We start from the raw sequence: 25,490 nt of genomic DNA, 5'->3' as shown, positions 1-25,490 counted from the left end.
GCGCACCATGACGACACCCCAGCTTTCACCCAACCTCTTCGCTGCCGACGCGCTGGCCGGCCGCGTGGCCGTGGTCACGGGCGGTTCTTCCGGCATCGGCCTGGCGACCGTCGAACTGCTGCTCGACAGCGGCGCCGCCGTGGCGCTGTGCGGCCGCGATGCCGAGCGCCTCGACCGCGCGGTGGCCGGCCTGCGCGCGACGCGCCCCGAGGCGCGCCTCTTCGCCCGCACCTGCGACGTGCTCGACGCGGCATCGGTGCAGCGTTTCGCCGCCGACAGCGAAGCCGCGCTGGGCCCGGCCTCGATGCTGGTCAACAACGCGGGGCAGGGCCGCGTCTCCACCTTCGCCGACACCGACGACAAGGCCTGGAGCGATGAGCTGCACCTGAAGTTCTTCTCGGTCATCCATCCGACCCGTGCCTTCCTGCCGCAGCTGGTGGCGCAGCGCGCCGCCCTGGGCGATGCCGCGATCGTCTGCGCCAACTCGCTGCTGGCGCGCCAGCCCGAGCCGCACATGGTCGCGACCTCGGCCGCGCGGGCCGGCCTGCTGAGCCTGGTGCGTTCGATGGCGACCGAGTTCGCGCCGCAGGGCGTGCGTGTCAACGGCATCCTGATCGGCCTGGTCGAGTCGGGCCAGTGGCGCCGGCGCTTCGAGGCCCGCGCGCAGACCGAACTCGACTGGGACGCCTGGAGCGGCCAGCTCGCCCGCGACAAGCACATCCCGCTGGGCCGCCTGGGGCTTCCGATCGAAGCCGCGCGCGCCATCCTCTTTCTCGCTTCACCGCTCGCGTCCTATACGACGGGCAGCCACATCGACATTTCCGGAGGCCATTCCCGCCATGCATAACCCCAACCCCACCGTCACGGCCGGCGCAGTCGTCGCCGCCTTCCTCGAGCAATGCGGCGTCAAGGCGGCATTCGGCGTCATCTCGATCCACAACATGCCGATCCTCGATGCCTTCGCGCAGCGGGGCGCGATCCGCTTCATCTCGGCCCGCGGCGAGGCCGGCGCGGGCAACATGGCCGACGCCTATGCACGCTCCACGGCCAGCCTGGGCGTGTGCATCACCAGCACCGGCCCGGCCGCCGGCAACATCGCCGGCAGCATGGTCGAGGCACTGACCGCCGGCGCTCCCGTGCTGCACATCACGGGCCAGATCGAGACCCCCTACATCGACAAGGGGATGTCGTACATCCACGAGGCGCCCGACCAGCTCACGATGCTCAAGGCGATCTCCAAGGCGGCCTTCCGCGTGCGCAGCGTCGACAACCTGCTGGGCACCCTGAAGCGCGCGGTGCAGGTCGCGCTGACCGCGCCCACCGGCCCGGTCAGCGTCGAGATCCCGATCGACATCCAGTCCGCGCTGGTCGCGATGCCGGCCGACCTGTCGCCGCTGCCGATCGAGGCCGCCGTGCCGTCGAAGGCCGGCCTCGACGCGCTGGCCGCGGACCTCGCCAAGGCCAGGCGTCCGCTGCTGTGGGTCGGCGGCGGTGCCCGCCACGCCCGCGCGGCCATCCAGCGCCTGCAGAAGCTCGGCTTCGGCGTGGTCACCACCACGCAGGGCCGCGGCACGGTGCCCGAGGACGATGCCGGCTCGCTCGGCGCCTACAACATCCAGAAGCCGGTCGAGGCCCTCTACCAGACCTGCGATGCGATGCTGGTGGTCGGCTCGCGCCTGCGCGGCAACGAGACGCTGAAGTACGAGCTGAAGCTGCCGCGCCCGCTCTACCGCATCGACGCCGATGCGGCCGCCGAAGGGCGCTGCTACGCCACCGATGCCTTTGTCTGCGGCGATTCCGCGCTGGCGCTCGAAGGCCTGGCCGACCGCCTCGAAGCGGCCAGGTACAAGGCCGACCCCCAGTTGCTGGTCGACCTGCGCACCGCCCACGACCAGGCGGTCGCGACCTTGCGCGACGGCCTCGGCCCGTATGCCGAGCTGGTGCGCCGGATCCAGTCGGTGGCCGGACGCAACTTCAACTGGGTGCGCGACGTGACCGTCTCCAACAGCACCTGGGGCAATCGCGAACTGCGCATCTTCGAACCCAGCGCCGGCGTGCACGCCACGGGCGGCGGCATCGGCCAGGGGATGCCGATGGCGATCGGCGCGGCGATCGGCGCGGCGGTGACCGGTTCGGGCCGCCGGACCTTCTGCCTGGCCGGCGACGGCGGCTTCATCCTGAACCTCGGCGAACTGGCCTGCATGGTGCAGGAGAAGGCGCCCATGGTGATCGTGCTCATGAACGACAAGAGCTACGGCGTCATCAAGAACATCCAGGACGCGCAGTACGGCGGCCGCCAGTGCTACGCCGAACTGCACACGCCCGACTACGACCTGCTGTGCAAGTCGATCGCGCTGCCGCACGCCCGCGTGCAGAAGCTGGACGACCTGCCGGCGCGGCTCGACCAGGCCCTGGCCGGCGACGGTCCCTTCCTGCTCGAGATCGACATGCTGTCCATCGGCGGCTTCAAGAGCACCTTCGCCGGTCCGCCGACCAACACGATCACGCAGATTCCTGCGCTCGGCACGGCCAAGTGAGCGGAGCCCTTCGCATGTCCACCCCCACGCGCATTGCGCTCATCGGCTGCGGTGCCATCGGCAGCGCGATGCTCGAGCTGCTCCAGGCCGATGCGGCACTGGAGATCCAGGCGATCGTCGTGCCGGCCGATGCCTTCGCAGCGGCCCAGGCCACGGCAGAGCGGCTCGCACCCGGCGCGCAGGTCGTGTCTTGCGTTCCGCCCGAAGGCATCGACCTGGTGGTCGAGGCCGCGGGCCATGCGGCGATCGAGGCCCACGTGCTGCCGGCCCTGCAGCGCGGCACGCCCTGCGTCGTCGCCTCGGTGGGCGCGCTCTCGGCCCCGGGCCTCGCCGAGAAGCTCGAAGCCGCCGCGCTCGCCGGCGGCACCCAGGTGCAGTTGATCGCCGGTGCGATCGGCGCCATCGACGCGCTGGCCGCGGCCCGCGTCGGCGGGCTCGACGAAGTCCGCTACATCGGCCGCAAGCCGCCGCAGGCCTGGAAGGGCACACCGGCCGAGCAGGGCCGCGATCTCGCATCGCTGGCGCGCGAGACCGTGATCTTCGAAGGCAGCGCGCGCGAAGCGGCCACGCTGTACCCCAAGAACGCCAACGTGGCGGCCACCGTGTCTCTCGCCGGCCTGGGCCTGGACCGCACGCTGGTGCTGCTGATCGCCGATCCGGCGGTGGCCGACAACGTCCACGTGGTCGAGGCCCGGGGCGCCTTCGGCAGCTTCGAACTCACGATGCGCAACAAGCCGCTGGCCGCCAACCCCAAGACCTCCGCGCTGACGGTCTACAGCGCCGTGCGGGCGCTGCGCAACCGCGTCGCGGCGCTGGCGATCTGAACCGAGGAACCCCGATGATTTCTTCCGAACTCCTTCCCCTCAATGTCGCGGGCGAGTGGCGCCTGGGCGGCGGCGACGTCTACGAGAGCCTGTACCCGGCCACCGGCGAGCCGATCGCGCGCCTCCGGGCTGCCAGCCTGGCCGACGTCGACGAGGCCATCGAACGCGCGCACCACGCCTTCCTCACCAGCGGCTGGGCCCAGATGCTGCCGCACCAGCGCGCGAGCGTGCTGCACCGCGTGGCGCAGCTGATCCGCGAGCAGTCCGAAGCCCTGGCCCAGAAGCAGCGTCTCGACAACGGCAAGCCGATCAGCGAGACCCGCAACCTGGTGGCCAGCGCCGCCGGCACCTTCCAGTTCTTCGCGGCCGCGCTCGAGACCCTCGAAGACACGATCACGCCCTCGCGCGGCCCCTTCGTGACGATGAGCGTGCACGAGCCGATGGGCGTTGTCGCGGCGATCACGCCGTGGAACTCGCCGATCGCGAGCGAAGCGCAAAAGCTGGCGCCGGCGCTGGCCGCGGGCAATGCGGTGGTGGTCAAGCCGGCCGAGGTCACGCCGCTGATGGCGCTCGAACTGGCGCGCATCTGCGAAGAGGCCGGCGTGCCCAAGGGCATCGTCAGCGTGCTTCCGGGCAAGGGCTCGTTGATCGGCGACGCCATCACGAAGCATCCGCTGGTCAAGCGCGTGTCCTTCACGGGCGGCACCACCACGGGCAAGCACATCGCCCACATCGCGGCCGACAAGATGATGCCGGTGTCGCTCGAACTCGGCGGCAAGTCGCCGACCATGGTGCTCGAAGACGCCGACCTCGACCACGCGGTCGCCGGCGTGCTCTACGGCATCTTCAGCTCCTCGGGCGAATCGTGCATCGCGGGCTCGCGCCTGTTCGTCGCCCGTTCGATCTACGACGAATTCCTGACCCGGCTGGCCGAAGGCGCCAACGCGCTGCGCGTCGGCGACCCGGCGGCCGAGAACACCCAGATGGGCCCGCTGATCACGGCGAAGCACCGCGAGGGCATCGAGCGCTACGTCGAGCTCGGCGTGTCCGAAGGCGGCCGCATCCGCACCGGCGGCGTGCGCCCCCACGGCAACGGCCTCGACCGCGGCTACTTCTACACGCCGACGATCCTCGAAGGCCTGACCAACAACGCCCGCATCAGCCAGGAGGAGATCTTCGGCCCGGTGCTGGTCGCGATGCCTTTCGACGACGAGGAACAACTGATCCAGCAGGCCAACGACAGCGTCTACGCGCTGGCAGCCGGCGTCTGGAGCCGCGACTTCAAGCGCGCCTGGCGCCTCGGCCGCGCGGTGCAGGCCGGCACGGTCTGGGTCAACACCTACAAGCAGTTCTCGGTCTCGACCCCGTTCGGCGGCTGGCGCGACAGCGGCCTGGGCCGCGAGAAGGGCCGCGAGGGCATCTTCCAGTACATGGAGCAGAAGAGCATGTACTGGGGCACCAACGAGCAGCCGCTGCCGTGGGCCAACTGAAAGGACAACGATCATGAGCGTACTGGGCATCGACCAGATCACCTATGCGGCCGACGACCTCGCGGTCTGCCGCACCTTCTTCCAGGATTGGGGCCTCGTGCTCAAGTCCGAGGCCACCGACCAGCTCGTCTTCGAATGCCTCAACGGCTGCAAGGTGGTGGTCGCGGCGTTGGACAAGCCGGGCCTGCCGGCCGGCATGGAAGAGGGCCCGACCCTGCGTGAAGTGGTGTGGGGCGTCGAGAGCGACGCCGACCTCGCGCGCTATGCCGCGGCGATCGCCAGGGACCCGGGCTTCGTCGACGGCGAGGCCGATGGTGCCCGCCGCATCGGCTGCATCGACCCGAACGGCCTGGCCGTGCGGCTGCAGGTCAGCCGCAAGCATGCGGTCGAGGTCGACTGCGGCGCGATGAACACCTGGAACGCCAAGCCGCGCATCAACCAGGCCGCGCCAGTGTATGACCACGCGACGCCGATCGAGGTCGGCCACGTCGTGTTCTTCGTCAGCGACGTCAAGGCCACCAGCGCCTTCTACAGCGACCGTTTCGGCTTCGTCGCGTCCGACAGCTACCCGAACCGCGGCGCCTTCATGCGCTGCGCGCCCGAGGGTGGCCACCACGACCTGTTCCTGCTGCAGCTGCCTTCGGGCAAGCGCGGACTGAACCACGTGGCCTTCACCGTGCGCGACATCCACGAGGTGTTCGGCGGCGGGCTGCATTTCTCGCGCAAGGGGTGGGAGACGCAGCTCGGCCCGGGCCGCCATCCAGTGTCCTCGGCCTACTTCTGGTACTTCAAGAACCCGGCCGGCGGCCTGATCGAGTACTACGCCGACGAAGACCAGCTGACCGCCGAGTGGCAGCCGCGCGAGTTCGAACCGGGTCCGACGGTGTTCGCCGAATGGGCGGTCGACGGCGGCCTCGACGGCCACACGCGCCGCCAGAAAAATGCCGAAGGACCGAAGGGCGCCTTCCTGACCGAAAAGAAATGATCGAAATGCCAATGACACGACGCATCCCCCTGTCCCGACTGCTCGGCGTCGCCGTGCTGGCGCTGGCGGCCACCACCGCCGTGCAGGCGCAGAGCGAGGCCCAGAAGCAGCTGGCGGGCGACCGCTTCACGATCGTCTCGCCGTTCCCGCCCGGCGGGCCGGTCGACACGCTGGCGCGGGTGCTTTCCGACGGCCTCGCCAAGCGCTACGGCCAGCCGGCCGTGGTCGAGAACCTCGCGGGCGCGGCCGGCAACATCGGCATCGACAAGGTCAAGCGCGCCAAGGGCGACGGCCACACGCTGCTGGTGGTGCCGGCCGGCAACCTGACGATCAACCCGACCCTGATGCCGAACTTCCCGTTCGACATCCAGAAGGACTTCGTGCCGGTCACCATGCTGGCGACCGCGCCCAACGTGCTGGTCGCGACGCCGGGCTCGGGCTTCAAGAACGCGAAGGAAGTCGTGGCCCAGGCCAAGGCCAAGCCCGGCACCCTGTCCTATGCATCGCCCGGCGTCGGCAGCGGCCTGCACCTGGCGGGCGAGCTGTTCAAGCAGCAGGCGGCGGTCGACCTGCTGCACGTGCCCTACAAGGGCACGGCGCCGGCGCTCAACGATGTGCTCGGCGGTGTGGTGCCGCTGATGTTCAGCAACCTGCCGGCGACGCTGCCCTTCATCAAGAGCGGCAAGCTGGTCGCGCTCGGCGTCACCGAAGCCAAGCGCAGTCCGGTCGCGCCCGAGATCCCGACCTTGGCGGAGCAGGGCATCCAGGGCGTCAACGTGACCTCCTGGTACGGCCTGCTTGCACCGGCCGGAACCTCGCCGGCCGTTGCCGCGCAACTCGCCAAGGACGCCGCCGAGATCCTCGCCGCGCCGGCCGTGCGCGAGCGCCTGATGGCGCAGGGCATGACCGATGCCTCGATGAAGCCGGCCGAGTTCGCCGCCGCGATCCGCGACGAAACCGCCGTGTGGGCCAAGATCATCAAGGCCCGCAACATCGTCGCCGAATAACAAGAACCCGAGGAGACACCCATGCAATGCAATGAATCCACCATCGGCATCGTCGGTGCCGGCATCGGCGGGCTGGTGGCCGGCATCGCGCTGCAGCGCGCCGGCCACGACGTGGTCGTGTTCGAGCAGGCGAAGCAGTTCGCCCGCGTCGGCGCCGACATCAACCTGACGCCCAATGCGGTGCGCGCCCTCGACGGCCTCGGCGTCGGCGAGGCAGCCCGCACGACCGCCGCCCGGCCCAGCCATCGCATCAGCCGCACCTACGACAGCGGCGAGGAAACCTCGCGCCTCGAGATGGCCGACTCGGCCGAAGCGAAGTACGGCGCGCCGCAGCTCACGATCCACCGCGCCGACCTGCTGGCCGCGCTGGCCGACATGTTCCCGGCTGAACGCGTGGCGCTCGGCAAGCGGGCGCAGTCGATCACGCCGGACGCCGAAGGCGTCGACCTGCGCTTCGAGGACGGCAGCAGCGCGCGCGTCGGCCTGCTGATTGGCGCCGATGGCATCCACTCGGCGGTGCGCACCGCGATGTTCGGCGCCGAGAGCCCGCGCTTCACGGGCATCGTGGCCTACCGCGCGGTGGTCCCGGCCGAGCGCGTCGCCAGCGTGCCGAACCTCGGCGCCTTCACCAAGTGGTGGGGGCCGAACCCGCAGAGCCAGATCGTCACCTTTCCGCTGAACCGCGGGCGCGACATCTTCATCTTCGCCACCACGCCGCAGGACACCTGGCATCTCGAATCGTGGACCGCGCCCGGCAGCGTCGACGAACTGCGCGAGCAGTACGTGGCCTACCACCCCGACGCCCGCGCGCTGCTCGATGCCTGCGACACGGTGCTCAAGACGGCGCTGTACGAGCGCGATCCGATGCCCGCCTGGGCCCAGGGCCGGATGGCGCTGCTGGGCGACGCCGCCCACCCGATGCTGCCCTTCATGGCGCAGGGCGCCGGCATGGCGATCGAGGATGCCGTGGTGCTGGCCCGCCATCTCGAGGGCGTGCCGATGAGCGACGCGGCGGCCGCGCTGAAATGCTATGAGCAGGCTCGCATCGAGCGCGCCAGCCAGGTGCAGCTCGGATCGCGTGGCAACAACTGGCTGCGCGAAGGCGGCAACGCCGACTGGGTCTACGGCTACGACGCCTGGGCGGTGCCCGTGGCGCTCGCGGCGTAGGCAGAGGCCTCCCACGGCCACCCCCCGACAACCTCTTTTTTTCCGATGGAGCGACCCATGACCGACCGTTATCTCGATCCCCACCAGGCGCGTCAGCGCACCCCTACCACCTACGAGGACCTGCTCGGCGACGCCATCGAGCGCGCCTTCGCAGCCGGCGTGCACGACCTCGCCGGGCTGGTCGAACGGCTCAACGACAGCGGTCTCGCGAGCCCCAGCGGCAAGGCCTGGACCGAGGCCATCTACCGCGAAGAGATGGCGACCCTCGGCGCCTGAGCCCCGGGCCGCCGATTTTTTCCCACAAGAGGAACCCCACCATGACCCCCTCCCGCGAAGACCCCGTCGACCAGTTGCTCGAGATCGGCCTGAAGGATCTCTGGTATCCGATCTGCCCCACCGGCTTCATCAAGGAATCGCCCGTGTCGCTGCGCCGCCTGGGCCGCAAGTTCGCCCTCTGGCGCGACCACGGCGGCAAGCTGCACGCGCTCGAAGACCGCTGCCCGCACCGCGGCGCGCCGCTGTCGCAGGGCGTGATCCTCGGCGACCGGCTTTCATGTCCGTACCATGGCGTCGAGGTCCGCTGCGACGGCGTCGCCGTGCGCGTGCCCGGCAGCCCCGGCTGCAAGCTCGAAGGCTCGCAGGCTACGCGCTTCTTCCACGTCGAGGAGCGCGCCGGTGCGGTCTGGCTCTACAACTCGAAGGAGTCGGTCGAGACGCCGCCGCCGCTGGTGCTGCCCGAGCAGTTGACCGACGACGAGCAGTACTCGAGCTTCCTCTGCTATGCCGAGTGGAAGGGCGACTACCGCTACGTGCTCGACAACGTCATGGACCCGATGCACGGCACCTTCCTGCACAAGCAGTCGCATTCGATGGCCGAGGGCGATTCGACCGCCAAGTTCGGAATCCGCGCGACCGACACCGGCTTCGTGTTCGAGAAGGAAGGCCAGCGCAACGTCAACTTCGACTGGACCGAGTGGGCCGACACCGGCATGCACTGGATGCGCCTGGAGATCCCCTACCCGAAGACCGGCGGCCCCGGCGGCAACTTCATCATCGTCGGCAGCTACACGCCGATCTCGCCGACGCTCTCGTGCGCCTTCCACTGGCGCGTGCGCAAGCTGGCCAAGGGCTGGGAGCGCGACACCTGGCGCTTCCTCTACAAGAACCGCCTCGAGGCGCGCCACTGGCACGTGCTCGAACAGGACCGCGTCCTGATCGAGAACATGGAGCCCGACGCCAACCAGCACGAACAGCTCTACCAGCACGACCTCGGCATCGTGCGCCTGCGCCGCCACCTGCGCGGCCTGGCCCAGCAGCAGCTCGAAGGCGCGAGCGCCTGATCAACGCGCGGGCCGCGTCACCGAGGCGCGCGGCCCACCGACCCACCCATCGTCGAGGTTTCCCATGTCTTCCCCCACGCTGAACGCCCTGGTTCACACGATGCGCTACGAAGCCGACGGCATCGTGAGCGTCGAGTTCCGCCCGGCTTCGCCCGAGGTGGATTTCCCCGCCTTCGAGGCCGGCTCCCACATCGACCTGCACTTGCCCAACGGGCTGGTGCGCAGCTATTCGCTGTGCAATCCGTCGACCGACCGCCAGCGCTACGTGGTCGGCGTGCTGAACGATCGCAAGAGCCGCGGCGGCTCGCGCTACGTGCACCAGCAGCTGCGCGTGGGCATGACACTCGCGATCTCGCATCCGCGCAACAACTTCAAGCTGGAAGAGGGCGCCGGGCGCTCGGTGCTGGTGGCGGGCGGCATCGGCGTGACGCCGATCTGGTGCATGCTGCAGCGGCTGGCCGCGATCGGCAAGCCGGCCGAGCTGATCTATTGCGCGCGCTCGCGCAAGGAATCGGCCTTCGGCGAGGCGATCGCCGCGCTGGCGGCCGAGAAGGCCATTCCGCTGACCTGGCACTTCGACGAAGAGAAGGGCGGCCCGCCCGACCTCGCCGCGCTGCTGGGCGGCAAGGGCGCCGACAGCCATTACTACTGCTGCGGCCCGACGCCGATGCTCGACAACTTCGAGAAGACCTGCGAGCAGCTCGGGCTCCCGAACGCCCACATCGAACGCTTCGCCGCCGTGCACGTCGAGACGCCGAGCGCCACCCAGAGCTACGTGGTCGAGTGCGCGAAGAGCGGCAAGACGGTCGAGGTCCCGCCCGGCAAGTCGATCCTCGACAGCCTGATCGACGCCGGCCTCAACCCCGACCACAGCTGCAAGGAAGGCGTCTGCGGCGCCTGCGAAACCAAGGTGCTCGACGGCGAGGTCGACCACCACGACGGCATCCTGACCAAGCTCGAACGGGCGTCGAACAAGACCATGATGATCTGCGTCTCGGGCTGCAAGCGCGGCCCGCTGGTGCTCGACATCTAGGGCAAAGAAGAGTTCATCAACAGAGGGAGGAAGACATGAAGAGATTTTCGGTGGCCGCGGCCGCCTGCGCAGCCGCGTCCGGGGCCGGCGCGCAATCGAGCGTGACAGTGTTCGGCGTCGTCGACGCGGCAGTCACCTACACCACCGGGTCGGGCCCGGTGTCGTCGAGCAAATGGCAGCTCACCAACAGCGCCAACACCTTCAGCCGGCTCGGCTTCCGGGGGACAGAAGACCTCGGCGGCGGTGTGGCGGCGAGCTTCTGGCTCGAGTCCGGCCTGCAGAACGACACCGGCACCAGCTTCGGCACCAACATCAACAACCAGCGCAACGGCAACGTCGGCGACGGCGGGTTGATCTATGGGCGCCGTTCGACCGTGAGCCTGTCGGGCGCCTTCGGCGAAGTGCGGCTGGGCCGCGACTACACGCCGACGTTCTGGAACACGGCGTTGTTCGACCCCTTCGGGACCGGCGGCGGCATCGGTGCCAACCAGATCTACTTCACCAGCCTGAGCGGCCTGAGCGCACCCACCGGCACGCGGGCCTCGAACAGCGTCGGCTACTTCCTGCCGCCCACGCTCGGCGGTTTCTACGGACAGCTGATGGTGGCGCTGGGCGAGAACCCCTCGAACGCCGTGCTGCCCGGACCCGTGCCGCTGTCGATCGAGGACGACGGCGACTACACCGGGATGCGCGTCGGCTATCTCAACGGCCCGTTCAACGTGGCCCTCTCGACCGGACGCACAAAGTATGCGGTCGGCGACCTGAGGGTCACGAATCTCGGCGCTTCCTACACCTTCGCCTCCTTCATGGGCCTCAGGGTGATGGGCGAGTACTACACCGACTCGCTCGGCGAGGTCGACGGCAAGGGCGCGCTGCTGGGCTTCAACCTGCCGGTCGGCACCGGCGAGATCAAGGCTTCGTATGCGTGGTACCGCCGGGAACCGGGCTTCGACCTGCCGCGGCCTACCGTGGGCAAGTTCGCACTCGGCTATGTCTACAACCTGTCCAAGCGCAGCGCGGTCTATGCGACCGCCGCCTGGCTGACCAACAGCGACGGCGCCGCGCAAGCCCTCGGTGGCGTCCTGACCTCTCCCGACCACGGCTCGCGTGGCACAGAGTTCGGATTGCGCCACGCCTTCTAGTCCCTTACTGCAGGAGCGTTGCCATGCATCCCAGAGCATTCCGCTGGTACGGCGTCATCACGCTGTTCGTGATCGTCGCCATCTCGTACATCGACCGGATCAACATCGCGGTGCTGATCACCGATGCCTCGTTCCTGCAGCACATCGGCATCGCGCCGTCGGACCGGGTCAGCCAGGGCTTGCTGGCGACGGCCTTCATGGTCGGCTACGGCGTCTCGGCCTTCGTGCTGACGCCCTTTTGCGCGGCCTTGTTCGGGGTCCGCAAGAGCCTGGTGATCGGCTTGATCGTGTGGGGCGTGGTCACCTTCATCACGCCCTGGTTCAACGGCTACGGCATGTTGCTGGCTTCGCGGATCCTGCTCGGGGTGTCCGAAGGGCCCTTGTTCTCGCTGGCCTCGTCCTACATCAAGGCGCATTTCGAGAACCACGAGAACGGCAAGCCGAACTCCTTCGTCAACATGGGCACCGGGCTCGGCCTGGCGCTCGGCTATCCGCTGATCGGCTTCCTGCTGGCGAGCTTCGACTGGCAGACTTCGTTCCATGTGCTCGGCGTGCTGAACATCGCGCTCGGCATTCCGCTGGTGGTGGCTTTCGTGAAGATGCCGAAGTCCTACGCCGGGATGGCGAAGCCCGAGTCCTTCGGCGATGCGATGCACAAGGTCGGCTACATCGTGAAAGGCGCGCTCCACACGCGCTACCTGGTGCTGGTCACGGTGCTGACCTCGGCCGCGCTGGCCTACCTCTGGGGTGCCAGCAACTGGCTGCCGGCCTATCTGAAGGAAGTGCGCGGCTTCTCGCTGCGCGAGATGGGCTGGCTCGCGTCCCTGCCGCAGTACGCCACCGTGCTCGCGGTGCTGCTGGGCGGCGTCCTGATCGACCGGATCGAGCGCCAGCGCGTGCCTTTCATCTTCATGGCGGCGAGCGCGGGCGTGGCGCTGTCGGTGCTGCTGGCGATCAACGTGCACGACCCCTATGCGGCGGCCTACTGCCTGATCGCGGCCAATTTCTGCTGGGGACTGCAGAGCCCGGCGATCCCGAGCACGGTGCAGTACTGCGCCCGGCCCGAGCACGTGGCCAGCGCCTTCGGCGTCGTCAACGGCACCGGCAGCCTGGTCGCGGGCTTCATGCCGGCCCTGATGGGCGGCGTGATCAGCGCGGTATCGGCCGGCCCCGGCGCATCGGGCGGTGCGGCCCACGGCTTCTTCGCCGGCTTCGCGCTGCTGATCGGGACCCAGGCGGTGGTGTTCGTCTGCGGCTTCGTGCTGTGGTGGCGCGAGCGTCCCTCGGGGATGCGCGGCGCGATTGCTGCCTGAGCTTCGGATTCGCCCGATCGGCCATCCGGGGCGGGTGCGGAGGGCAGTGGGTAGCCCCCTCCGCGAATGTCCCCCGCCTTCGGCTCCTCCTTTATTTCGCTGCGGGGGCTACCCACCGCCCTCCGCACAGGACAAGCCGTGTCGTGCGGCCGATCAACGACCGCCGTGACGGATCACGTCGATGGTGTGCTCTGCGCAGCGAAATAAAGGAGGAGGCCGAAGGCCGGGGGACATTCGCGGAGCAGAGTACGCCGTCGGCGGGAGCCCGCCCCGAACCAATCCGACAGCGATCAATCCTTGTAACTGCCGTCCACGCGGTCCAGCTTGCGGATCAGCGAGGGCCAGACAAAAGCCCCGCCCATGCCGCCCGTCTGCACCTTCATGGCATGGCCGACGCCCTCGACGATGCGCGGATCGACCTGCGTCAGTTCGCCGCCGCCGGCCTGCGCCGCGATCTGGATCTGGCAGGTGTTCTCGAAGGTGTACATGCTCAGGAAGGCGTCGGCCACGGTCTTGCCGACGGTCAGCAGGCCATGGTTGCGCAGCATCAGGAAGTTGGCGTTGCCCATGTCGGCCTGCAACCGCGGCTTCTCGTCGTCGCGGAAGGCGACGCCCTCGTAGTCGTGATAGGCCAGCGAGGCCAGCACGAAGGTCGACTGCTGGCTGATCGGCAGCACGCCGTTCTTCTGCGCGCTGACCGCGATGCCGGCGCGGGTGTGGGTGTGCAGCACGCATTGCACGTCTTCCCGCGCCGCATGCACCGCACTGTGGATCACGAAGCCGGCCGGGTTCACGGGGTAGGGCGAATCGATAACCTTGTTGCAGTCCTGGTCGACCTTGATCAGGCTGGACGCCGTGATCTCGTCGAACATCAGGCCGTAGGGGTTGATCAGGAAGTGGTGCTCGGGCCCCGGCACGCGGGCGCTGATGTGCGTGAAGACGAGGTCGCTCCAGCCGTACAGCGCGACCAGCCGGTAGCAGGCGGCGAGGTCGACGCGCAGCTGCCATTCTTCGGCGCTGACGAGCTTCTGGATTTCGGTCGGGGTGCTGGCGTTCATGGGGGTCTCCTGGGAAAAGGAAAAGGGTCAGGCGGCAGCGGCGGCGGGTTGCTGCGCGGCCTTGTAGATGCTCTGCTTCGGCTGGGCCATCAGGCGCCGAAGCATGGGCTCGAACTCGCTGATCGGCAAGGTCTCGGCCATCGGGTCGAAGGCCGGGTTGTCGTAGAGCTCGCAGAACTCGGCCGTGCGGTCGAAGCAGGGATGGCTGCGGAAGTTCTCGCGCAGGTCGCGGTCGAGTCCGATGTGATGGAAGAAGTAGTGGCCCTGGAAGATGCCGTGGTGCGCCACCATCCAGTGGTTCTCCTCGCTCACGAAGGGCTTCAGGATCGCCGCCGCGATGTCGGGGTGGTTCATGGTGCCGAGCGTGTCGCCGATGTCGTGCAGCAGGGCGCAGACCACGTACTCCTCGTCGCGGCCGTCGCGAAGCGCGCGGGTCGCCGTCTGCAGCGAATGGCTGTAGCGGTCGATCGGGAAACCGCCGTAGTCGCCTTCGAGGATCTGCAGGTGCTTGATCACGCGCGCGGGCAGGCCCTGCGCGAACTGCATGAATTCGCCGCCGATCAGTTGCCAGTCCTGCTGCGTGCTGTCTTGCATGCGGACGAAATTCGCTCTTGCATTCATCGTGTGTCTCCGTGGGGTTCGCGGCCCACTGTAGACCCGCACTTGACGTTCAACTGTCAAGAATTTGACAATGGAGCGCTCTGGTAAACCCCCGGACCCGATCCGAATTCCATGCCGCAGCCTCCCGGGCGCCCGCTGTCGGCCGCCCACCGTGCCTCGATGGAGGCCAACCCCTGGTTCGCCTCGATGCCTCGCGCGCAGCGTGAAGGCCTGCTGGCGGCGGCCGAACTGATCCACCTGCGCCGGGGCGCGATGGTGTTCCGCCAGGGCGATCCGGTGCATGCGGCCGGCGGCGGCTTCTACGGCCTGGCGGCCGGCATGATCAAGATCTCGACCCTGCGCCACGATGGCCGCGAAGCCATCCTGGCGGTGCTCGAGCCCGGCAACTGGTTCGGAGAGATCAGCCTGATCGACGGCTCGCCGCGCACCCACGATGCCACGGCGCTCAGCGCGCTCGACCTGCTGGTGGTGCCGCACCAGGCCTTCGCGCAGCAGATGCAGGGCGCCCCCTTCGGGCGGGCGATCGCAGCCCTGCTCGCGGCCCGCGTGCGGGGGCTGTACGGCCTGATGGAAGACGCCACGCTGCGCGGGCTGCGTGCCCGGGTGGCCCGCCGCCTGCTGGCGCTGGCCCGCGGCGATGCGACCCAGTCGCCCGAGCCGAGGGTTTCGGTGGCGCTGCCGCAGGAAGCGCTGGCGATGATGCTGGGCGTGACGCGCCAGACCCTGTCGAAGGAACTCAACGCGCTGGCGAGGGAAGGTGCGATCGGGCTGGGCTATGGCCGCATCGAGCTGCTGTCGCCCGCGGCGCTGCAGCGGATGGGCAACACGGGCTAGGGGGACGCGCCCCAACGCTTCAGAACACCGTCTTGTCGCCGAACGCGATCCGCCGGATCCAGGCCTTCTTGTCGGTGATGGTTCGAGAGTCGCCCAGGTTGAAGTCCACCGCGGGAGTCGGCGTGATGCCGCCGGCGGTCGAGTTGGGGAAGTTGTAGATGCAGGCCTTCGGATAGGCGGCGATCAGGGCATCGAGGCTCAGCGGTCCGCCGGTGGAATTGATCGCGGCGTTCAGCAGCACGGGCAGGCCGGTGGTTGGGAAGGGCTTGCTGCCGGACCGGGCCCACTTCACCTCGGCCGGCGCGGCGCCGTAGCTGGTGTAGCCATCGGCGTCGGTGGTCGAAGGCCCCATGTCGGTGGCCGTCGTGACCAGGTTCAGCCAGTCGTTGCCATCACACTGCAGGCTCACCGTGTAGGTCACGTAGACGTCCTGGAGCAAGGTCGTGTCGCCGGTATTGAGCTTCATCGCGAAGCGGATGCCCGGAAATTCGGACAGCTTGACCCCATGCAGCAGGTTGATGCCGTAGACGGACTTGTTGCCGGTGACCGCGTTGTTCTTGCTGGGCACGCTGGCCAGCGCGTGGGCGGTGGTCTGCATCTCGATGACCTTCAGGCCGTGGTCGTCGGCGATCGCGACCGAAGCCTGGTTGTCCGAGAAGTCGGTGGTGCAGGCCGGCAGCGTGGAGGCGCTCTGGGTGCAGTCGGTGTCCTTTCAGGTCTTGGGCGCGGGAACAGGCTCGGGGGCGGGTGCGGGCGCCGGCGCCGCTTCGATCGAGGAGAGCGCCGGGGCTGAACAACGGGCAGGCCACCCGCTCAGCGCAGGATCCGGCCTTCCTTGGTGATGCTGATCAGGTCGATGCTGCGCCCCGGATCGCGCAGGCCCGGGCGCAGGTTGATGCGGAAGCCGCCGACGTCGTAGTCCGTCATGCCGGCCATCGCGCGCTGCAAGGTGGCGGGCGTGTAGGCCTTGCCGGCGCGGCGCACCGCCTCGGCCGCGGCCTTGGTGGCAATGAAACCCTCGAGGCCCTCGTACGAAGGCGCCTGGTCCGAGTTCTCGATCGCCGCCAGGTATTCCTTGACGATCGGGATCGCCGAGGGGCGCGGCGACGGCACGACCTGCGAAATCACGATGCCGCCGATGTCCTTGCCGAGTTCCGCATAGAGCGGATCGATGCCGACGATCGAGAACGCCGTGAAGCTGCCGGCGTAGCCGGTCTTTCGGAGCCGGCGGATGACGTCGGCCGTGGTGCTCGAGAGCGACACCAGCACGATGGCCTGCGGCGACTGCTTCTGGACTGCAGCCAGTGCCGATTCGAGCTTGTCGCTGCTGCCCGGCACCAGGGCGCTCGCCACCAGCGGCGCCAGCTTGAGATCGGTCATCGCCTGCTGCACGGCGGCCAGGCCGGCGCGGCCCATCGCGTCGTCGTCGCCGATCAGCGCGATGCGGGTCTGGCCGACCGTTTCGCACTGGCGCACGATCTTGAAGGCCTCGTCCGCCATGCTGGGCCGGACGTGGAACACGTTGGGATGCGCGGCGGCGCGCAGGTTGTCGGCCGCCGCGAAAGGCGCGAACAGGATGCTGCCCTGCTTCGCCGCGACCGCCGCGCCGGCGTCGCTGCTGGCGGTGCCGACGAAGCCGAACAGCATGTCGGCCTTGTGCGTATCGAGCAGCGTGCGCGCGTTGGCCGCGGCGCGGGTCGCGTCGTAGCCGTCGTCCAGCTGCACCAGCTTCAGCTGGATTCCGCTGGCGGCGCTGCTCTCGTTGAACTCGGTCGCGTAGAGCCGAGCGCCGGCTGCGAAGGCCAGTCCGATCTCGCTGGCTGCGCCGGTCAGGGGCACCGATTGGCCGAGGACGACGGTGCGCGCTGCTACAGCAGCAGGGCGCGGCGCAGTCTGGGCGTGGCTGGGGCCGGCCAGGCCGCCGAGGCCCGCGCCCAGCAGCAGCGCGGCGCCGGAGTTCGCCAGCCAGATCCTGCGATTCAGCATCATTGGAAGCCTTTCACTACATTTATTAAAAAATGTAGCAACTTTGGTGCCTCCAACGAAGGCATTAAGTCACGTGAGGTGGCCATGGAAACCCGACAGGCGGCTGGCGGCGCCAACGTCGTTTCCAAATTTGTTAACTTTTGTATTTGAGTTGTGGCTTTTTGCACAGGGGCCAAGGGGTGTCCGCTGGCAACATCCTGGCTGTGCCGGAATGGCTCCGGATGGATGAAATGAAGCAAACGTCAACTGAAATCGCACTGCTGGAAAGCGCGCTGCTGGCCATCGAGAAAGTGCTGGCCCACGCCGACAGCGAACTCCAGGGCACCCTCTACCTGGGGCCGACCGCCAACCTGCCGCTGGAAGCGCTGCGCGCCGCCTCGCAGACCGACGAGCAGCGCTTCCGCGCCAGTGCGGCCCAGACCGCGGCCAACATCTGCCTCAGCTCGGCCGCTGCCCTGGTCGATGTCAGCCAGGCGCTGCTGAACCGCCGCAGCGACCGCCCCGACCCGGAACTCGAGCGCGAGTGGCAGGCGCTCATCACGCACACCAAGATCGCAAGCCGCTCGGCCTATCGTGCCGCGCTCATCATGGCGGCGCAGAAGAACCTGCTGCAGGCGCAGGGCGTGGAGCCCACGCCGGCCGGCCAGCTGCCCAGCCTCGCGCACTGAAGGCCGAGCGCCGTTCAGCGGCGCTCGAACACGACGTCCCAGACGCCGTGGCCCAGCTTGAGGCCCCGGTTCTCGAACTTGGTCAGCGGCCGGTAGTCCGGCTTCGGCGCATAGCCGTCGGCGGTATTGCGCAGCAGCGGCTCGCCCGACAGCACCTCGAGCATCTGCTCGGCGTAGGGCTGCCAGTCCGTGGCGCAGTGCAGGTAGCCGCCGGGCGCCAGCCGATCGGCCAGCTTGCGCACGAAGGGCGGCTGGATCAACCGGCGCTTGTTGTGCCGGGTCTTGTGCCAGGGGTCCGGAAAGAACACGTGCACGCCCGCCAGCGACGCCGGCGGCAGCATGTGGTCGAGCACGTCGACCGCGTCGTGGGCGCAGATGCGAATGTTTTGCAGCTGCTGTTCGCCGATGCGCTTGAGCAGCGCGCCGACACCGGGTTCATGCACCTCGCAGCAAAGGAAGTTCTTCTCGGGCATCAGGGCCGCGATGTGCGCCGTCGCCTCGCCCATGCCGAAGCCGATTTCGAGCACGGTCGGGGCCTGGCGGCCGAAAGCGGCCGCGAAGTCCAGCGCTTCGGCACGGTAGGGAAGCAGGAAGCGCGGCCCGAACTGCTCGTAGGCCCGGGCCTGGCCTTCGGTGGTGCGGCCGCCGCGCTTGACGAAGCTCTTCAGCCGGCGGTGCAGCGGATGCGCCTCGCCGGTGGGTTTGTCGCCCGCGGGCGCGTCGGCCGGCGGGTCGGAGGGGAGGTCGGTGGGGGAACTGGGAGTCACGGCGGCGGATTGTAGAGACCGCGCCATTCGACTACCCATGAGGCGAGCGCTTCGGCCGGCGCGGCGGCGGCCGCCGGCCGCAGCCCGAGCACCTGTGCTGCGCTCTGCAGTGCCGCCAGCGCCTCTGCCGGCGTCGCCGTGGCGAGCGCCTGGGCGCCGTTCTGCTTGGACAGCTTGTTGCCGTCGGCGGCGAGCACCAGCGGCGTATGGAGGTAGCTCGGCGTCGGCAGTCCGAGGGCCTGCTGCAGCAGGATCTGGCGTGCCGTGTTGTCCGCCAGGTCTTCACCGCGCACCACGTCGGTCACGCCCTGGTCGGCGTCGTCGACCACCACCGCGAGCTGGTAGGCCCACGGCCCGTCGGCGCGCTTGAGAACGAAGTCGCCGACCTCCCGGCCGACCGCCTGTTGCCGGGCGCCGAGACGGCGGTCGTTCCATTGCAGCAGGCCGGCGCCTCGAGCGGCTTCGAACTTCGAGGTCGCGAAGCGCCAGGCCCGTGGCGGCTTGCCGTGCAGGCCGTCGCGGCAGGTCCCGGGGTAGACCCGTTCGCCATGGCGTGCATGCGCGATGCCGCGGGCGGCCAGTGCCTGCTCGATGTCCTTGCGTGAACAGCCGCAGGGGTAGGCCCATTGCGCGGCCACGAGGCGATCGAGCGCGTCCTGGTAGAGGCCCGTGCGGCGGGTCTGCCACTCGGGCGCTTCGTCCGGGAGCAGCCCGCAGGCGGCCAGCTGCGCGAGGATGCGCTGGTCCATGCCGGGCAGGCAGCGTTCTGTGTCGGCATCCTCGATGCGCACCAGCCAGCGTGCCTGCGGGCCGCGGGCCCGGACGTCGAGCCAGCTGGCCAGCGCCGCGACCAGCGAGCCGGCATGCAGCGGCCCGGTTGGCGAAGGCGCGAAACGGCCGATCCGGCGCATCGGTCCGGCGAGCGGATCAGGCCAGCTTGAGCGCCAGCGTCAGGCCGGAGAGGAAGGCGTCCTCGACCCGATGGCCGGTGCACCAGTCGCCGGCGATGCCGATGCGGGCCTTGGCGTCCCACAGGTGCGGCTTGCCCACCGGCACCTGGGTCTGTGCCTCGGGCCAGCAGCGGGCCTGCGCGTGCGAAGGCTCGGCGCGGATGCCGGTGATCTCGGCGAAGGCGCGCAGCAGTTTGGCCTCGACCCGCGCGGCGTCGTCGCGCAGGTGCTCCTGCGACCAGGCGGCGCTGGCCTGCAGGGTCCAGCGCTCGATCGGATCGCGCCCGGGCTTGGAAGATTCGCGCGCCAGCCAGGCCACGCGATGGTGGGTGCTGCGGGCGGCATTCCATTGCGGCCCCAGGTGCGACAGCGTCGGCTGGTTGGCCTGTGGAAAGGCGATCATCAGCGTCCAGCAGGGCGCGATGCGAACCGGCTCGATCCGGCGGCTGAGGTCGGCGGACAGTCCGCCGTCGCCCAGCAGCGCGCGGGCGCGCGCCGGCGGGACCGCCAGCAGCACCGCGTCGAACCCGGAATAGACATGCTGCGAGTCGTCGGCACCGGCCGTGCGCAGCTGCCAGCGCCGGCCGTCGAGGGCGTCGCGCTCGATCTGCGTCACGTGGGTACCGGTCAGCAGCGCGTCGCCGAGGGGCTGGGCCCAATGCGCGACCAGCGCATCCATGCCGGGCTGGGCGACGAAATGCGGTTCGCGCGCCGGCAGGGCGGCCTCGGCGACCCGGCCGTGGGCGTCGAGCACGCGCACCAGGTTGGCGCTCCAGGGCTTGCAGATCTGGGGGGTGGTTTCCAGCACCCGTGCGAAGCGCGGATCGCGCACCGTGAAGTACTGGGCGCCGCTGTCGAAGCGGCCGAAGGGGGTGGACTCGCTGGCCATGCGGCCGCCGGCGGCGGCTTCGCGTTCGAACACCGTCACGCGGTGGCCGGCCTGCAGCAGCGTTCGGGCACAGGCCACGCCGGCGATGCCGGCGCCGATGACGGCGTAGTGGCGGGAGGCGGGGGATCGGTGGCGGTCGGCGTCGGGGCGCAGTGTCATGGCAGTCTCTCGGTTGTTGCCATGTGACTCTAACCGGGTTGGCTAGCGCCCACGGTGGCGTTCGAGCAAGGCGCGGCGCGTGCCTTCGTTGTCGAAGCGCTCCAGCCACCACTGCATCGCGCGGCCCGGGCTGCCGGCGCTGCGCACCCGCCAGGCGCAGTGCATGGTCGCGATCGGCAGCACCCGCTCGGTCTTGCGTTCGACCAGGTGGCCGGCCTCGATGTACGGGCGCGCCATCGGCTCCGGCAGGAAGCCGCCGCCCAGCCCGTGCAGCTGGGCCGCCAGCTTGGCCTGCATGGTCGGCACCGTGAGCACGTCCTGGCCGCCGACCAGGTTGACCGTCATGCTCGGCCCCGAGCGCGACGAATCGGCCGCGGCCACCGCGCGATGCTGGCGCAGGACGTCGTCGCTGAGCGGTTCCGGGAGCCGGGCCAGCGGATGGTGCGGCGCCACCGCATAGACGAAGAGCAACTGGCCCAGCGGCCGGCTGCGGATCCCGGTGGCGGTGAAGGCCAGGCTGGCGGCATCGAGCACCGCGCCGACCGCCAGATCTGCCTCGCCGCTGGTCAGGGCCTCGATCGTGCCGAGCAGGGTTTCGTCGCGCAGCTTGAGCCGCGTCGGCGGCTCCAGGGCGTAGAAGGCGCTGACCAGGTCGAGCAGCGGGTCGCGCGCGATCACGCTGTCGACCGCGATCGTCAGCATCGGTTCCCAGCCGGTGGCGATGCGCTTGACCCGGTTGGCGACCGAATCGATCTCGCCCAGCAGGCGGGACGATTCGCGCAGCAGCTCGACGCCGGCCTCCGTCACTCGCGCCTGGCGTCCGCTGCGGTCGAACAGCAGGACGTCGAGCGCGTCCTCGATCAGCCGCACCCGGTAGCTCAGGGCGCTCGGCACCAGGTTCAGCGAGCGGGCGGCAGCGGCGAAGCTGCCGGTGCTGGCCACGGTCTGCAGCATGGCCAGGGCATCGGGCGTCAGCACGTCACGGGCAGTAGGCATCGGGCTCGATCATTCAAAAAAATTGAATGATGCCATCAAAGCCGAGCGCTTTCGGGGCCTGCCCCGGACCCTAAAGTTGAGGCATCCGCTGCGCACAGGGCGCGGCATTTCGGAAGGCCCTCCATGAGAGGGCAGGAGTTCGACGATGTTGCAGGTTCGCAAATCCCAGGAACGCGGTTATGCCGATCACGGCTGGCTGCGCTCCTTTCACAGCTTCTCTTTCGCAGGCTACTACGATCCGGCCCACATGGGCTTCGGCAATCTGCGCGTGATCAACGAGGACCGGGTCGCCGCCGGCGCCGGCTTCGGGACCCATGGCCACAAGGACATGGAGATCATCAGCTATGTCCTTTCCGGCGAGCTGGCGCACAAGGACAGCATGGGCAACGTGGAGTCGATCCCGCCCGGCGACGTCCAGCGCATGAGCGCGGGCCGCGGCGTGATGCACAGCGAGTTCAACCACAAGGCCGACGAGACCACGCACTTCCTGCAGATCTGGATCGAGCCGAACGTGCGCGGCATCGCGCCGGGCTACGAGCAGAAGACCTTCCCAGCCGAACAGAAGCGCGGCAGGCTGCGCCTGGTCGCGTCGCCCGACGGTGCCGACGGCTCGGTGCTGCTGCATGCCGACGCCCGCCTGTTCGCGGGCCTGCTCGACGGCGACGAACAAGCCAGCCTGGCGCTGGACCCGAAGCGCAAGAGCTACGTGCACCTGGTGCGCGGCGAACTCGAAGCGAATGGCACGAAGCTCGCTACCGGTGACGCTGCGCTGATCGAAGGCGAAAGCCGGCTGACGCTCGGTGCCGCCAAGGATGCCGAAGTGCTCGTATTCGATCTCGCAGCCTGAGATCCAACTTTTTTTCAACCTAGAGGAGTCCATCCCATGTCCACCACCACCGCCCCCTACGCCGCCGCGCCCAGCGCCGGCGCCTCGCAAGACGCGCTCGCGCTGCTCGGCCGCGTGCTGATCGCCTTGCTCTTCGTGCCGGCCGGCTTCGGCAAGATCGGCGGCTTCGCCGGCGTCGTCGGCTACATCGGCGCCGTCGGCCTGCCGATGCCGCAGCTCGGCGCTGTCATCGCGATCGCCGTGGAACTCGGTCTCGGCCTGCTGCTGCTGGTCGGCTACAAGACGCGCATCGTGTCGATCGTGCTGGCCGTGTTCACGGTCGCGACGGCGGTGTTCTTCCACAACTACTGGGCCATGCCCGCCGACAAGGCGTACGTGAACCAGCTGATGTTCTTCAAGAACATCGCCATCGCCGGTGGTCTGCTCGCGATCGCCGCCCTCGGCGCCGGTCGGTTCTCGATCGACCGGAAGTAGTCCTCGCCCCAGCCCGGCCGCGCCGGCCGGGCTATTGCGTACGATGCGCGATTGTTTTCTTCCAGGAAGTATTCGATGGCGGACATCGTCGTGGTTTTTCATTCGGGCTATGGCCATACGCAGCGCATCGCGCAGGCGGTGGCCGACGGCGCCGAGGCCCACCTGCTGGCGATCGACGCCGACGGCAATCTCCCGGCCCACGGCTGGGAGCTGCTGGCGGCGGCCGATGCGATCATCATGGGCGCGCCCACCTACATGGGCGGGCCGAGCTGGCAGTTCAAGAAGTTCGCCGACGCCTCCTCGAAGGTCTGGTACGTGCAGGGCTGGAAGAACAAGCTCTTCGCCGGCTTCAGCAACAGCGCCGCCATGAACGGCGACAAGGACGCCACGCTGACCTATCTCTGGCACCTGGCGATGCAGCACAGCGGGCTGTGGGTCAGCCTCGGGATCATGCCGAGCAACGACAAGGCGGCGACGCGCGACTCGCTCAACTACGTCGGCGGCTACAACGGCCTGCTGACGACATCACCCACAGACGCGAGCCCGGCCGAAATGGCCCGCGGCGATTTCGACACCGCGCGCGCGTTTGGCGAGCGGGTCGCCGAGGTGGCAAGATCGCGGGCCTGATCCCGCAACCGCCCCACGGAGAACCCCGATGACCGCACCGCTTCTGCTTCAACCCCACGACAAGGACCTCGGCGGCGGCTTCAAGGTGCGGCGATTGCTGCCGGCGGCGAAGCAGCGCTCGGTCGGCCCGTTCGTCTTCTTCGACCATTTCGGGCCGGCCACCGAGACGCCCGGCTCCGAGCACGACGTGCGCCCGCATCCGCACATCGGCCTGGCGACCGTCACCTATCTCTTCGAGGGCGCGATGATGCACCGCGACAGCCTCGGCAGCGTGCAGGAGATCCGCCCCGGCGCGATCAACTGGATGACCGCCGGGCGCGGCATCGTGCACTCCGAGCGCAAGCCCGACACGCTGCGCGATGCCACGTACGTCAACCATGGCCTGCAGCTGTGGGTCGCCTTGCCCCAGGCCCACGAAGAAGTCGAGCCGAGCTTCGTCCACACGGCGGCGGCGGACATTCCGGCGCTGGAGGTGCAGGGTGTGCCGGTGCGGGTGCTGGTCGGCGAAGCGTTCGGCGTTCGTTCGCCGGTGGCGACGCTGTCGCAGACCGTCTACCTCGACGTGGCATTGCCGGCCGGCGGGCGATTCGAACTGCCGGCGCTGGCGCGCGAGCTCGCGGTCTATCCGGTCGATGGCGACATCACGCTCGACGGCGAGCCGGTGGCGCAGCACCAGATGGCGATGCTGGCCGAAGGCCAGGGCGGCGTGCTTGCCGCGCAGGGCGCGGTGCGGCTGGTGGTGATCGGCGGCGAGCCGCTCGACGGGCCGCGCTTCATCACCTGGAACTTCGTCTCGAGCCGGCGCGAGCGCATTCTCGAGGCCGGCGCCGACTGGGCCGCCCAGCGCATGGGCCAGGTGCCCGGCGAAACCGAATTCATCCCGCTGCCGGGGCATCCGTTCCAGGTGCAGCAGGCGGCGGATTCCGGCACGACGCCGGTCTGAGCCTCAGTTCTTTTTGAGCGCCAGGTCCGGGTCTTCCGAGGCCCGGGCGCTGGCGCGGTTCGAACGCGCGCTCAGGTCCGGCGCCAGCGATTCGCGGCCGTCGAACACGAAGCACTCGCCGTGGTAGTGCGCACCGCCGACCTGTTCGAAATACTTGAGGATGCCGCCTTCGAGCTGCAGCACATCGGCCAGGCCGGCCTCGCGCATCAGGATCGCGGCCTTCTCGCAGCGGATGCCCCCGGTGCAGAAGCTGACCACGGTCTTGCCGGCCAGGTCGCCGGCGTGCTGGCTCAGCGCCTTCGGGAATTCGGTGAATTTGCCGATCCGCCAGTCGATCGCGCCGTCGAAGGTGCCGTGGTCGACCTCGAAGGCATTGCGGGTGTCGAGCAGCGCGACCGGCTTGCCGGCGTCGTCGTGCCCCTGGTCGAGCCAGCGCTTGAGTGTCGGGGCGTCGACGCCCGGCGCCCGGCCTGCGGCCGGCTGGATCGCCGGATGGTCCATCCGGATGATCTCGCGCTTCAGCTTGACCAGCATGCGCCGGAACGGCTGCGCCTGCGACCAGCTCTCCTTGGCCTCGAGGTCGGCAAAACGAGGATCGGCGCGCAGTTCCGCGAGGAAGGTGTGGACCTTCTCTTTTTCCCCGGCGAGGAACAGGTTGATGCCTTCAGGCGCCAGCAGGATGGTGCCCTTGAGCGCCAGCGCATGGGTGCGGGCACGCAAGTGCTCGCGCAGATCGGCGCTGTCGGCGATGCCGACGAATTTGTAAGCGGCGATGTTCAGTATTTCTTGCACGGGGCGCGATTGTAGGGATGCCCGCATCACATCGTGGAGGC

27 protein-coding genes are annotated in these 25,490 nt (G+C 69.1%); 18 read left to right on the top strand and 9 right to left on the bottom strand.

What is annotated here, in order from left to right; translation table 11 throughout:
- The first annotated feature begins 7 nt into the window (after positions 1 to 7).
- From AC1DF3_RS11490 to AC1DF3_RS11435, 12 genes are all read left to right on the top strand, one after another.
- Positions 8 to 847 (top strand): SDR family oxidoreductase, encoded by an 840-nt coding sequence (locus tag AC1DF3_RS11490; RefSeq protein ID WP_301810704.1) that lies wholly within the window; start codon positions 8 to 10, stop codon positions 845 to 847.
- Positions 840 to 2,537 carry a thiamine pyrophosphate-binding protein gene (locus tag AC1DF3_RS11485; protein ID WP_286531533.1) on the top strand — a complete coding sequence of 566 codons (1,698 nt, stop codon included), beginning with the start codon at positions 840 to 842 and terminating at the stop codon, positions 2,535 to 2,537. The genes AC1DF3_RS11490 and AC1DF3_RS11485 overlap by 8 nt, the downstream gene beginning before the upstream one ends.
- 14 nt (positions 2,538 to 2,551) lie before the next feature.
- Entirely contained in the window at positions 2,552 to 3,361 is an 810-nt protein-coding gene (locus AC1DF3_RS11480; protein WP_478139682.1) for an aspartate dehydrogenase, read from the top strand.
- Positions 3,362 to 3,375: 14 nt separating this feature from the next.
- Entirely contained in the window at positions 3,376 to 4,851 is a 1,476-nt protein-coding gene (locus tag AC1DF3_RS11475) for an aldehyde dehydrogenase (protein WP_301810708.1), read from the top strand.
- 13 nt (positions 4,852 to 4,864) lie between these two features.
- Positions 4,865 to 5,836, top strand: coding sequence for a VOC family protein (locus AC1DF3_RS11470; RefSeq protein ID WP_301810709.1), 972 nt, complete (start codon positions 4,865 to 4,867; stop codon positions 5,834 to 5,836).
- A gap of 11 nt (positions 5,837 to 5,847) precedes the next feature.
- Entirely contained in the window at positions 5,848 to 6,843 is a 996-nt protein-coding gene (locus AC1DF3_RS11465) for a Bug family tripartite tricarboxylate transporter substrate binding protein (RefSeq protein WP_478139681.1), read from the top strand.
- A gap of 21 nt (positions 6,844 to 6,864) precedes the next feature.
- Positions 6,865 to 8,010, top strand: a complete 1,146-nt coding sequence (locus AC1DF3_RS11460; protein ID WP_286531538.1) for an FAD-dependent monooxygenase — start codon at positions 6,865 to 6,867, stop codon at positions 8,008 to 8,010.
- Between the two features lie 57 nt (positions 8,011 to 8,067).
- Positions 8,068 to 8,286, top strand: coding sequence for a recombinase-like helix-turn-helix domain-containing protein (locus AC1DF3_RS11455; protein WP_286531539.1), 219 nt, complete (start codon positions 8,068 to 8,070; stop codon positions 8,284 to 8,286).
- A 41-nt stretch (positions 8,287 to 8,327) separates the two neighbouring features.
- Positions 8,328 to 9,350, top strand: a complete 1,023-nt coding sequence (locus AC1DF3_RS11450) for an aromatic ring-hydroxylating oxygenase subunit alpha (protein WP_286522609.1) — start codon at positions 8,328 to 8,330, stop codon at positions 9,348 to 9,350.
- 64 nt (positions 9,351 to 9,414) lie between these two features.
- Positions 9,415 to 10,383: a PDR/VanB family oxidoreductase gene (locus AC1DF3_RS11445; RefSeq protein ID WP_301810714.1), complete on the top strand. Its 969-nt coding sequence runs from the start codon at positions 9,415 to 9,417 to the stop codon at positions 10,381 to 10,383.
- A 35-nt stretch (positions 10,384 to 10,418) separates the two neighbouring features.
- The gene (locus AC1DF3_RS11440) at positions 10,419 to 11,525 is read left to right on the top strand and encodes a porin (protein ID WP_478139680.1); all 1,107 of its coding nucleotides are present in this window, start codon (positions 10,419 to 10,421) and stop codon (positions 11,523 to 11,525) included.
- A gap of 23 nt (positions 11,526 to 11,548) precedes the next feature.
- A complete protein-coding gene (locus AC1DF3_RS11435; protein ID WP_286531542.1) occupies positions 11,549 to 12,838 on the top strand; it encodes an MFS transporter in 1,290 nt (429 codons plus the stop codon).
- Positions 12,839 to 13,128: 290 nt separating this feature from the next.
- On the opposite strand, the gene AC1DF3_RS11430 is transcribed toward AC1DF3_RS11435, so the two are convergent.
- Positions 13,129 to 13,896 (bottom strand): class II aldolase/adducin family protein, encoded by a 768-nt coding sequence (locus tag AC1DF3_RS11430; RefSeq protein ID WP_286531543.1) that lies wholly within the window; start codon positions 13,894 to 13,896, stop codon positions 13,129 to 13,131.
- Positions 13,897 to 13,923: 27 nt separating this feature from the next.
- On the bottom strand, positions 13,924 to 14,517 hold the full coding sequence (locus AC1DF3_RS11425) for an HD domain-containing protein (protein WP_301810721.1): 594 nt from the start codon (positions 14,515 to 14,517) through the stop codon (positions 13,924 to 13,926).
- 111 nt (positions 14,518 to 14,628) lie between these two features.
- Between AC1DF3_RS11425 and AC1DF3_RS11420 the strand changes: the two genes are divergently transcribed.
- Positions 14,629 to 15,351 carry a Crp/Fnr family transcriptional regulator gene (locus AC1DF3_RS11420; protein ID WP_286531546.1) on the top strand — a complete coding sequence of 241 codons (723 nt, stop codon included), beginning with the start codon at positions 14,629 to 14,631 and terminating at the stop codon, positions 15,349 to 15,351.
- Between the two features lie 19 nt (positions 15,352 to 15,370).
- On the opposite strand, the gene AC1DF3_RS11415 is transcribed toward AC1DF3_RS11420, so the two are convergent.
- A complete protein-coding gene (locus AC1DF3_RS11415; protein ID WP_478139679.1) occupies positions 15,371 to 15,949 on the bottom strand; it encodes a hypothetical protein in 579 nt (192 codons plus the stop codon).
- Positions 15,950 to 16,164: 215 nt separating this feature from the next.
- On the bottom strand, positions 16,165 to 17,340 hold the full coding sequence (locus AC1DF3_RS11410) for an ABC transporter substrate-binding protein (protein WP_478139678.1): 1,176 nt from the start codon (positions 17,338 to 17,340) through the stop codon (positions 16,165 to 16,167).
- Positions 17,341 to 17,567: 227 nt separating this feature from the next.
- Here AC1DF3_RS11410 and AC1DF3_RS11405 point away from each other — a divergent pair, with 227 nt between their 5' ends.
- Complete coding sequence (locus AC1DF3_RS11405) at positions 17,568 to 18,005, top strand: hypothetical protein (RefSeq protein ID WP_286531550.1); 438 nt, start codon at positions 17,568 to 17,570, stop codon at positions 18,003 to 18,005.
- 14 nt (positions 18,006 to 18,019) lie between these two features.
- On the opposite strand, the gene trmB is transcribed toward AC1DF3_RS11405, so the two are convergent.
- From trmB to AC1DF3_RS11385, 4 genes are read right to left on the bottom strand one after another with little or no spacing between them, the layout of a single operon-like run.
- Positions 18,020 to 18,811, bottom strand: coding sequence for a tRNA (guanosine(46)-N7)-methyltransferase TrmB (gene trmB, locus AC1DF3_RS11400; protein ID WP_286531551.1), 792 nt, complete (start codon positions 18,809 to 18,811; stop codon positions 18,020 to 18,022).
- Complete coding sequence (gene gluQRS, locus AC1DF3_RS11395; protein WP_286531552.1) at positions 18,769 to 19,683, bottom strand: tRNA glutamyl-Q(34) synthetase GluQRS; 915 nt, start codon at positions 19,681 to 19,683, stop codon at positions 18,769 to 18,771. The genes trmB and gluQRS overlap by 43 nt, the downstream gene beginning before the upstream one ends.
- Positions 19,684 to 19,699: 16 nt before the next feature.
- Positions 19,700 to 20,770 (bottom strand): NAD(P)/FAD-dependent oxidoreductase, encoded by a 1,071-nt coding sequence (locus tag AC1DF3_RS11390; protein WP_286531553.1) that lies wholly within the window; start codon positions 20,768 to 20,770, stop codon positions 19,700 to 19,702.
- A gap of 42 nt (positions 20,771 to 20,812) precedes the next feature.
- Entirely contained in the window at positions 20,813 to 21,766 is a 954-nt protein-coding gene (locus AC1DF3_RS11385; protein ID WP_286531554.1) for a LysR family transcriptional regulator, read from the bottom strand.
- 145 nt (positions 21,767 to 21,911) lie between these two features.
- Here AC1DF3_RS11385 and AC1DF3_RS11380 point away from each other — a divergent pair, with 145 nt between their 5' ends.
- The 4 genes from AC1DF3_RS11380 to AC1DF3_RS11365 all read left to right on the top strand — a co-directional run bounded on the left by AC1DF3_RS11380 (position 21,912) and on the right by AC1DF3_RS11365 (position 24,657).
- Positions 21,912 to 22,613: a pirin family protein gene (locus AC1DF3_RS11380; RefSeq protein WP_286531555.1), complete on the top strand. Its 702-nt coding sequence runs from the start codon at positions 21,912 to 21,914 to the stop codon at positions 22,611 to 22,613.
- A gap of 36 nt (positions 22,614 to 22,649) precedes the next feature.
- Positions 22,650 to 23,087, top strand: coding sequence for a DoxX family protein (locus AC1DF3_RS11375; RefSeq protein ID WP_286531556.1), 438 nt, complete (start codon positions 22,650 to 22,652; stop codon positions 23,085 to 23,087).
- A gap of 75 nt (positions 23,088 to 23,162) precedes the next feature.
- Positions 23,163 to 23,714 (top strand): flavodoxin family protein, encoded by a 552-nt coding sequence (locus AC1DF3_RS11370; RefSeq protein ID WP_286531557.1) that lies wholly within the window; start codon positions 23,163 to 23,165, stop codon positions 23,712 to 23,714.
- A 28-nt stretch (positions 23,715 to 23,742) separates the two neighbouring features.
- Positions 23,743 to 24,657, top strand: coding sequence for a pirin family protein (locus tag AC1DF3_RS11365; RefSeq protein ID WP_286531558.1), 915 nt, complete (start codon positions 23,743 to 23,745; stop codon positions 24,655 to 24,657).
- Between the two features lie 3 nt (positions 24,658 to 24,660).
- On the opposite strand, the gene AC1DF3_RS11360 is transcribed toward AC1DF3_RS11365, so the two are convergent.
- Positions 24,661 to 25,449, bottom strand: coding sequence for a sulfurtransferase (locus tag AC1DF3_RS11360; protein WP_286531559.1), 789 nt, complete (start codon positions 25,447 to 25,449; stop codon positions 24,661 to 24,663).
- Positions 25,450 to 25,490 lie beyond the last annotated feature (41 nt).

The organism is Variovorax sp. 10N432 (assembly GCF_056394465.1).
The sequence above is the reverse complement of the archived record's forward strand: the minus strand, read 5'-3'. Positions and strand labels throughout refer to the sequence as shown.

Coding starts and splice junctions, on each gene's coding strand:
- AC1DF3_RS11490 (WP_301810704.1), top strand. CDS start 8: ATGACGACACCCCAGCTTTCACCCAACCTCTTCGCTGCCGACGCGCTG.
- AC1DF3_RS11485 (WP_286531533.1), top strand. CDS start 840: ATGCATAACCCCAACCCCACCGTCACGGCCGGCGCAGTCGTCGCCGCC.
- AC1DF3_RS11480 (WP_478139682.1), top strand. CDS start 2,552: ATGTCCACCCCCACGCGCATTGCGCTCATCGGCTGCGGTGCCATCGGC.
- AC1DF3_RS11475 (WP_301810708.1), top strand. CDS start 3,376: ATGATTTCTTCCGAACTCCTTCCCCTCAATGTCGCGGGCGAGTGGCGC.
- AC1DF3_RS11470 (WP_301810709.1), top strand. CDS start 4,865: ATGAGCGTACTGGGCATCGACCAGATCACCTATGCGGCCGACGACCTC.
- AC1DF3_RS11465 (WP_478139681.1), top strand. CDS start 5,848: ATGACACGACGCATCCCCCTGTCCCGACTGCTCGGCGTCGCCGTGCTG.
- AC1DF3_RS11460 (WP_286531538.1), top strand. CDS start 6,865: ATGCAATGCAATGAATCCACCATCGGCATCGTCGGTGCCGGCATCGGC.
- AC1DF3_RS11455 (WP_286531539.1), top strand. CDS start 8,068: ATGACCGACCGTTATCTCGATCCCCACCAGGCGCGTCAGCGCACCCCT.
- AC1DF3_RS11450 (WP_286522609.1), top strand. CDS start 8,328: ATGACCCCCTCCCGCGAAGACCCCGTCGACCAGTTGCTCGAGATCGGC.
- AC1DF3_RS11445 (WP_301810714.1), top strand. CDS start 9,415: ATGTCTTCCCCCACGCTGAACGCCCTGGTTCACACGATGCGCTACGAA.
- AC1DF3_RS11440 (WP_478139680.1), top strand. CDS start 10,419: ATGAAGAGATTTTCGGTGGCCGCGGCCGCCTGCGCAGCCGCGTCCGGG.
- AC1DF3_RS11435 (WP_286531542.1), top strand. CDS start 11,549: ATGCATCCCAGAGCATTCCGCTGGTACGGCGTCATCACGCTGTTCGTG.
- AC1DF3_RS11430 (WP_286531543.1), bottom strand. CDS start 13,896: ATGAACGCCAGCACCCCGACCGAAATCCAGAAGCTCGTCAGCGCCGAA.
- AC1DF3_RS11425 (WP_301810721.1), bottom strand. CDS start 14,517: ATGAATGCAAGAGCGAATTTCGTCCGCATGCAAGACAGCACGCAGCAG.
- AC1DF3_RS11420 (WP_286531546.1), top strand. CDS start 14,629: ATGCCGCAGCCTCCCGGGCGCCCGCTGTCGGCCGCCCACCGTGCCTCG.
- AC1DF3_RS11415 (WP_478139679.1), bottom strand. CDS start 15,949: ATGCAGACCACCGCCCACGCGCTGGCCAGCGTGCCCAGCAAGAACAAC.
- AC1DF3_RS11410 (WP_478139678.1), bottom strand. CDS start 17,340: ATGATGCTGAATCGCAGGATCTGGCTGGCGAACTCCGGCGCCGCGCTG.
- AC1DF3_RS11405 (WP_286531550.1), top strand. CDS start 17,568: ATGAAGCAAACGTCAACTGAAATCGCACTGCTGGAAAGCGCGCTGCTG.
- trmB (WP_286531551.1), bottom strand. CDS start 18,811: ATGGGTAGTCGAATGGCGCGGTCTCTACAATCCGCCGCCGTGACTCCC.
- gluQRS (WP_286531552.1), bottom strand. CDS start 19,683: ATGCGCCGGATCGGCCGTTTCGCGCCTTCGCCAACCGGGCCGCTGCAT.
- AC1DF3_RS11390 (WP_286531553.1), bottom strand. CDS start 20,770: ATGACACTGCGCCCCGACGCCGACCGCCACCGATCCCCCGCCTCCCGC.
- AC1DF3_RS11385 (WP_286531554.1), bottom strand. CDS start 21,766: ATGCCTACTGCCCGTGACGTGCTGACGCCCGATGCCCTGGCCATGCTG.
- AC1DF3_RS11380 (WP_286531555.1), top strand. CDS start 21,912: ATGTTGCAGGTTCGCAAATCCCAGGAACGCGGTTATGCCGATCACGGC.
- AC1DF3_RS11375 (WP_286531556.1), top strand. CDS start 22,650: ATGTCCACCACCACCGCCCCCTACGCCGCCGCGCCCAGCGCCGGCGCC.
- AC1DF3_RS11370 (WP_286531557.1), top strand. CDS start 23,163: ATGGCGGACATCGTCGTGGTTTTTCATTCGGGCTATGGCCATACGCAG.
- AC1DF3_RS11365 (WP_286531558.1), top strand. CDS start 23,743: ATGACCGCACCGCTTCTGCTTCAACCCCACGACAAGGACCTCGGCGGC.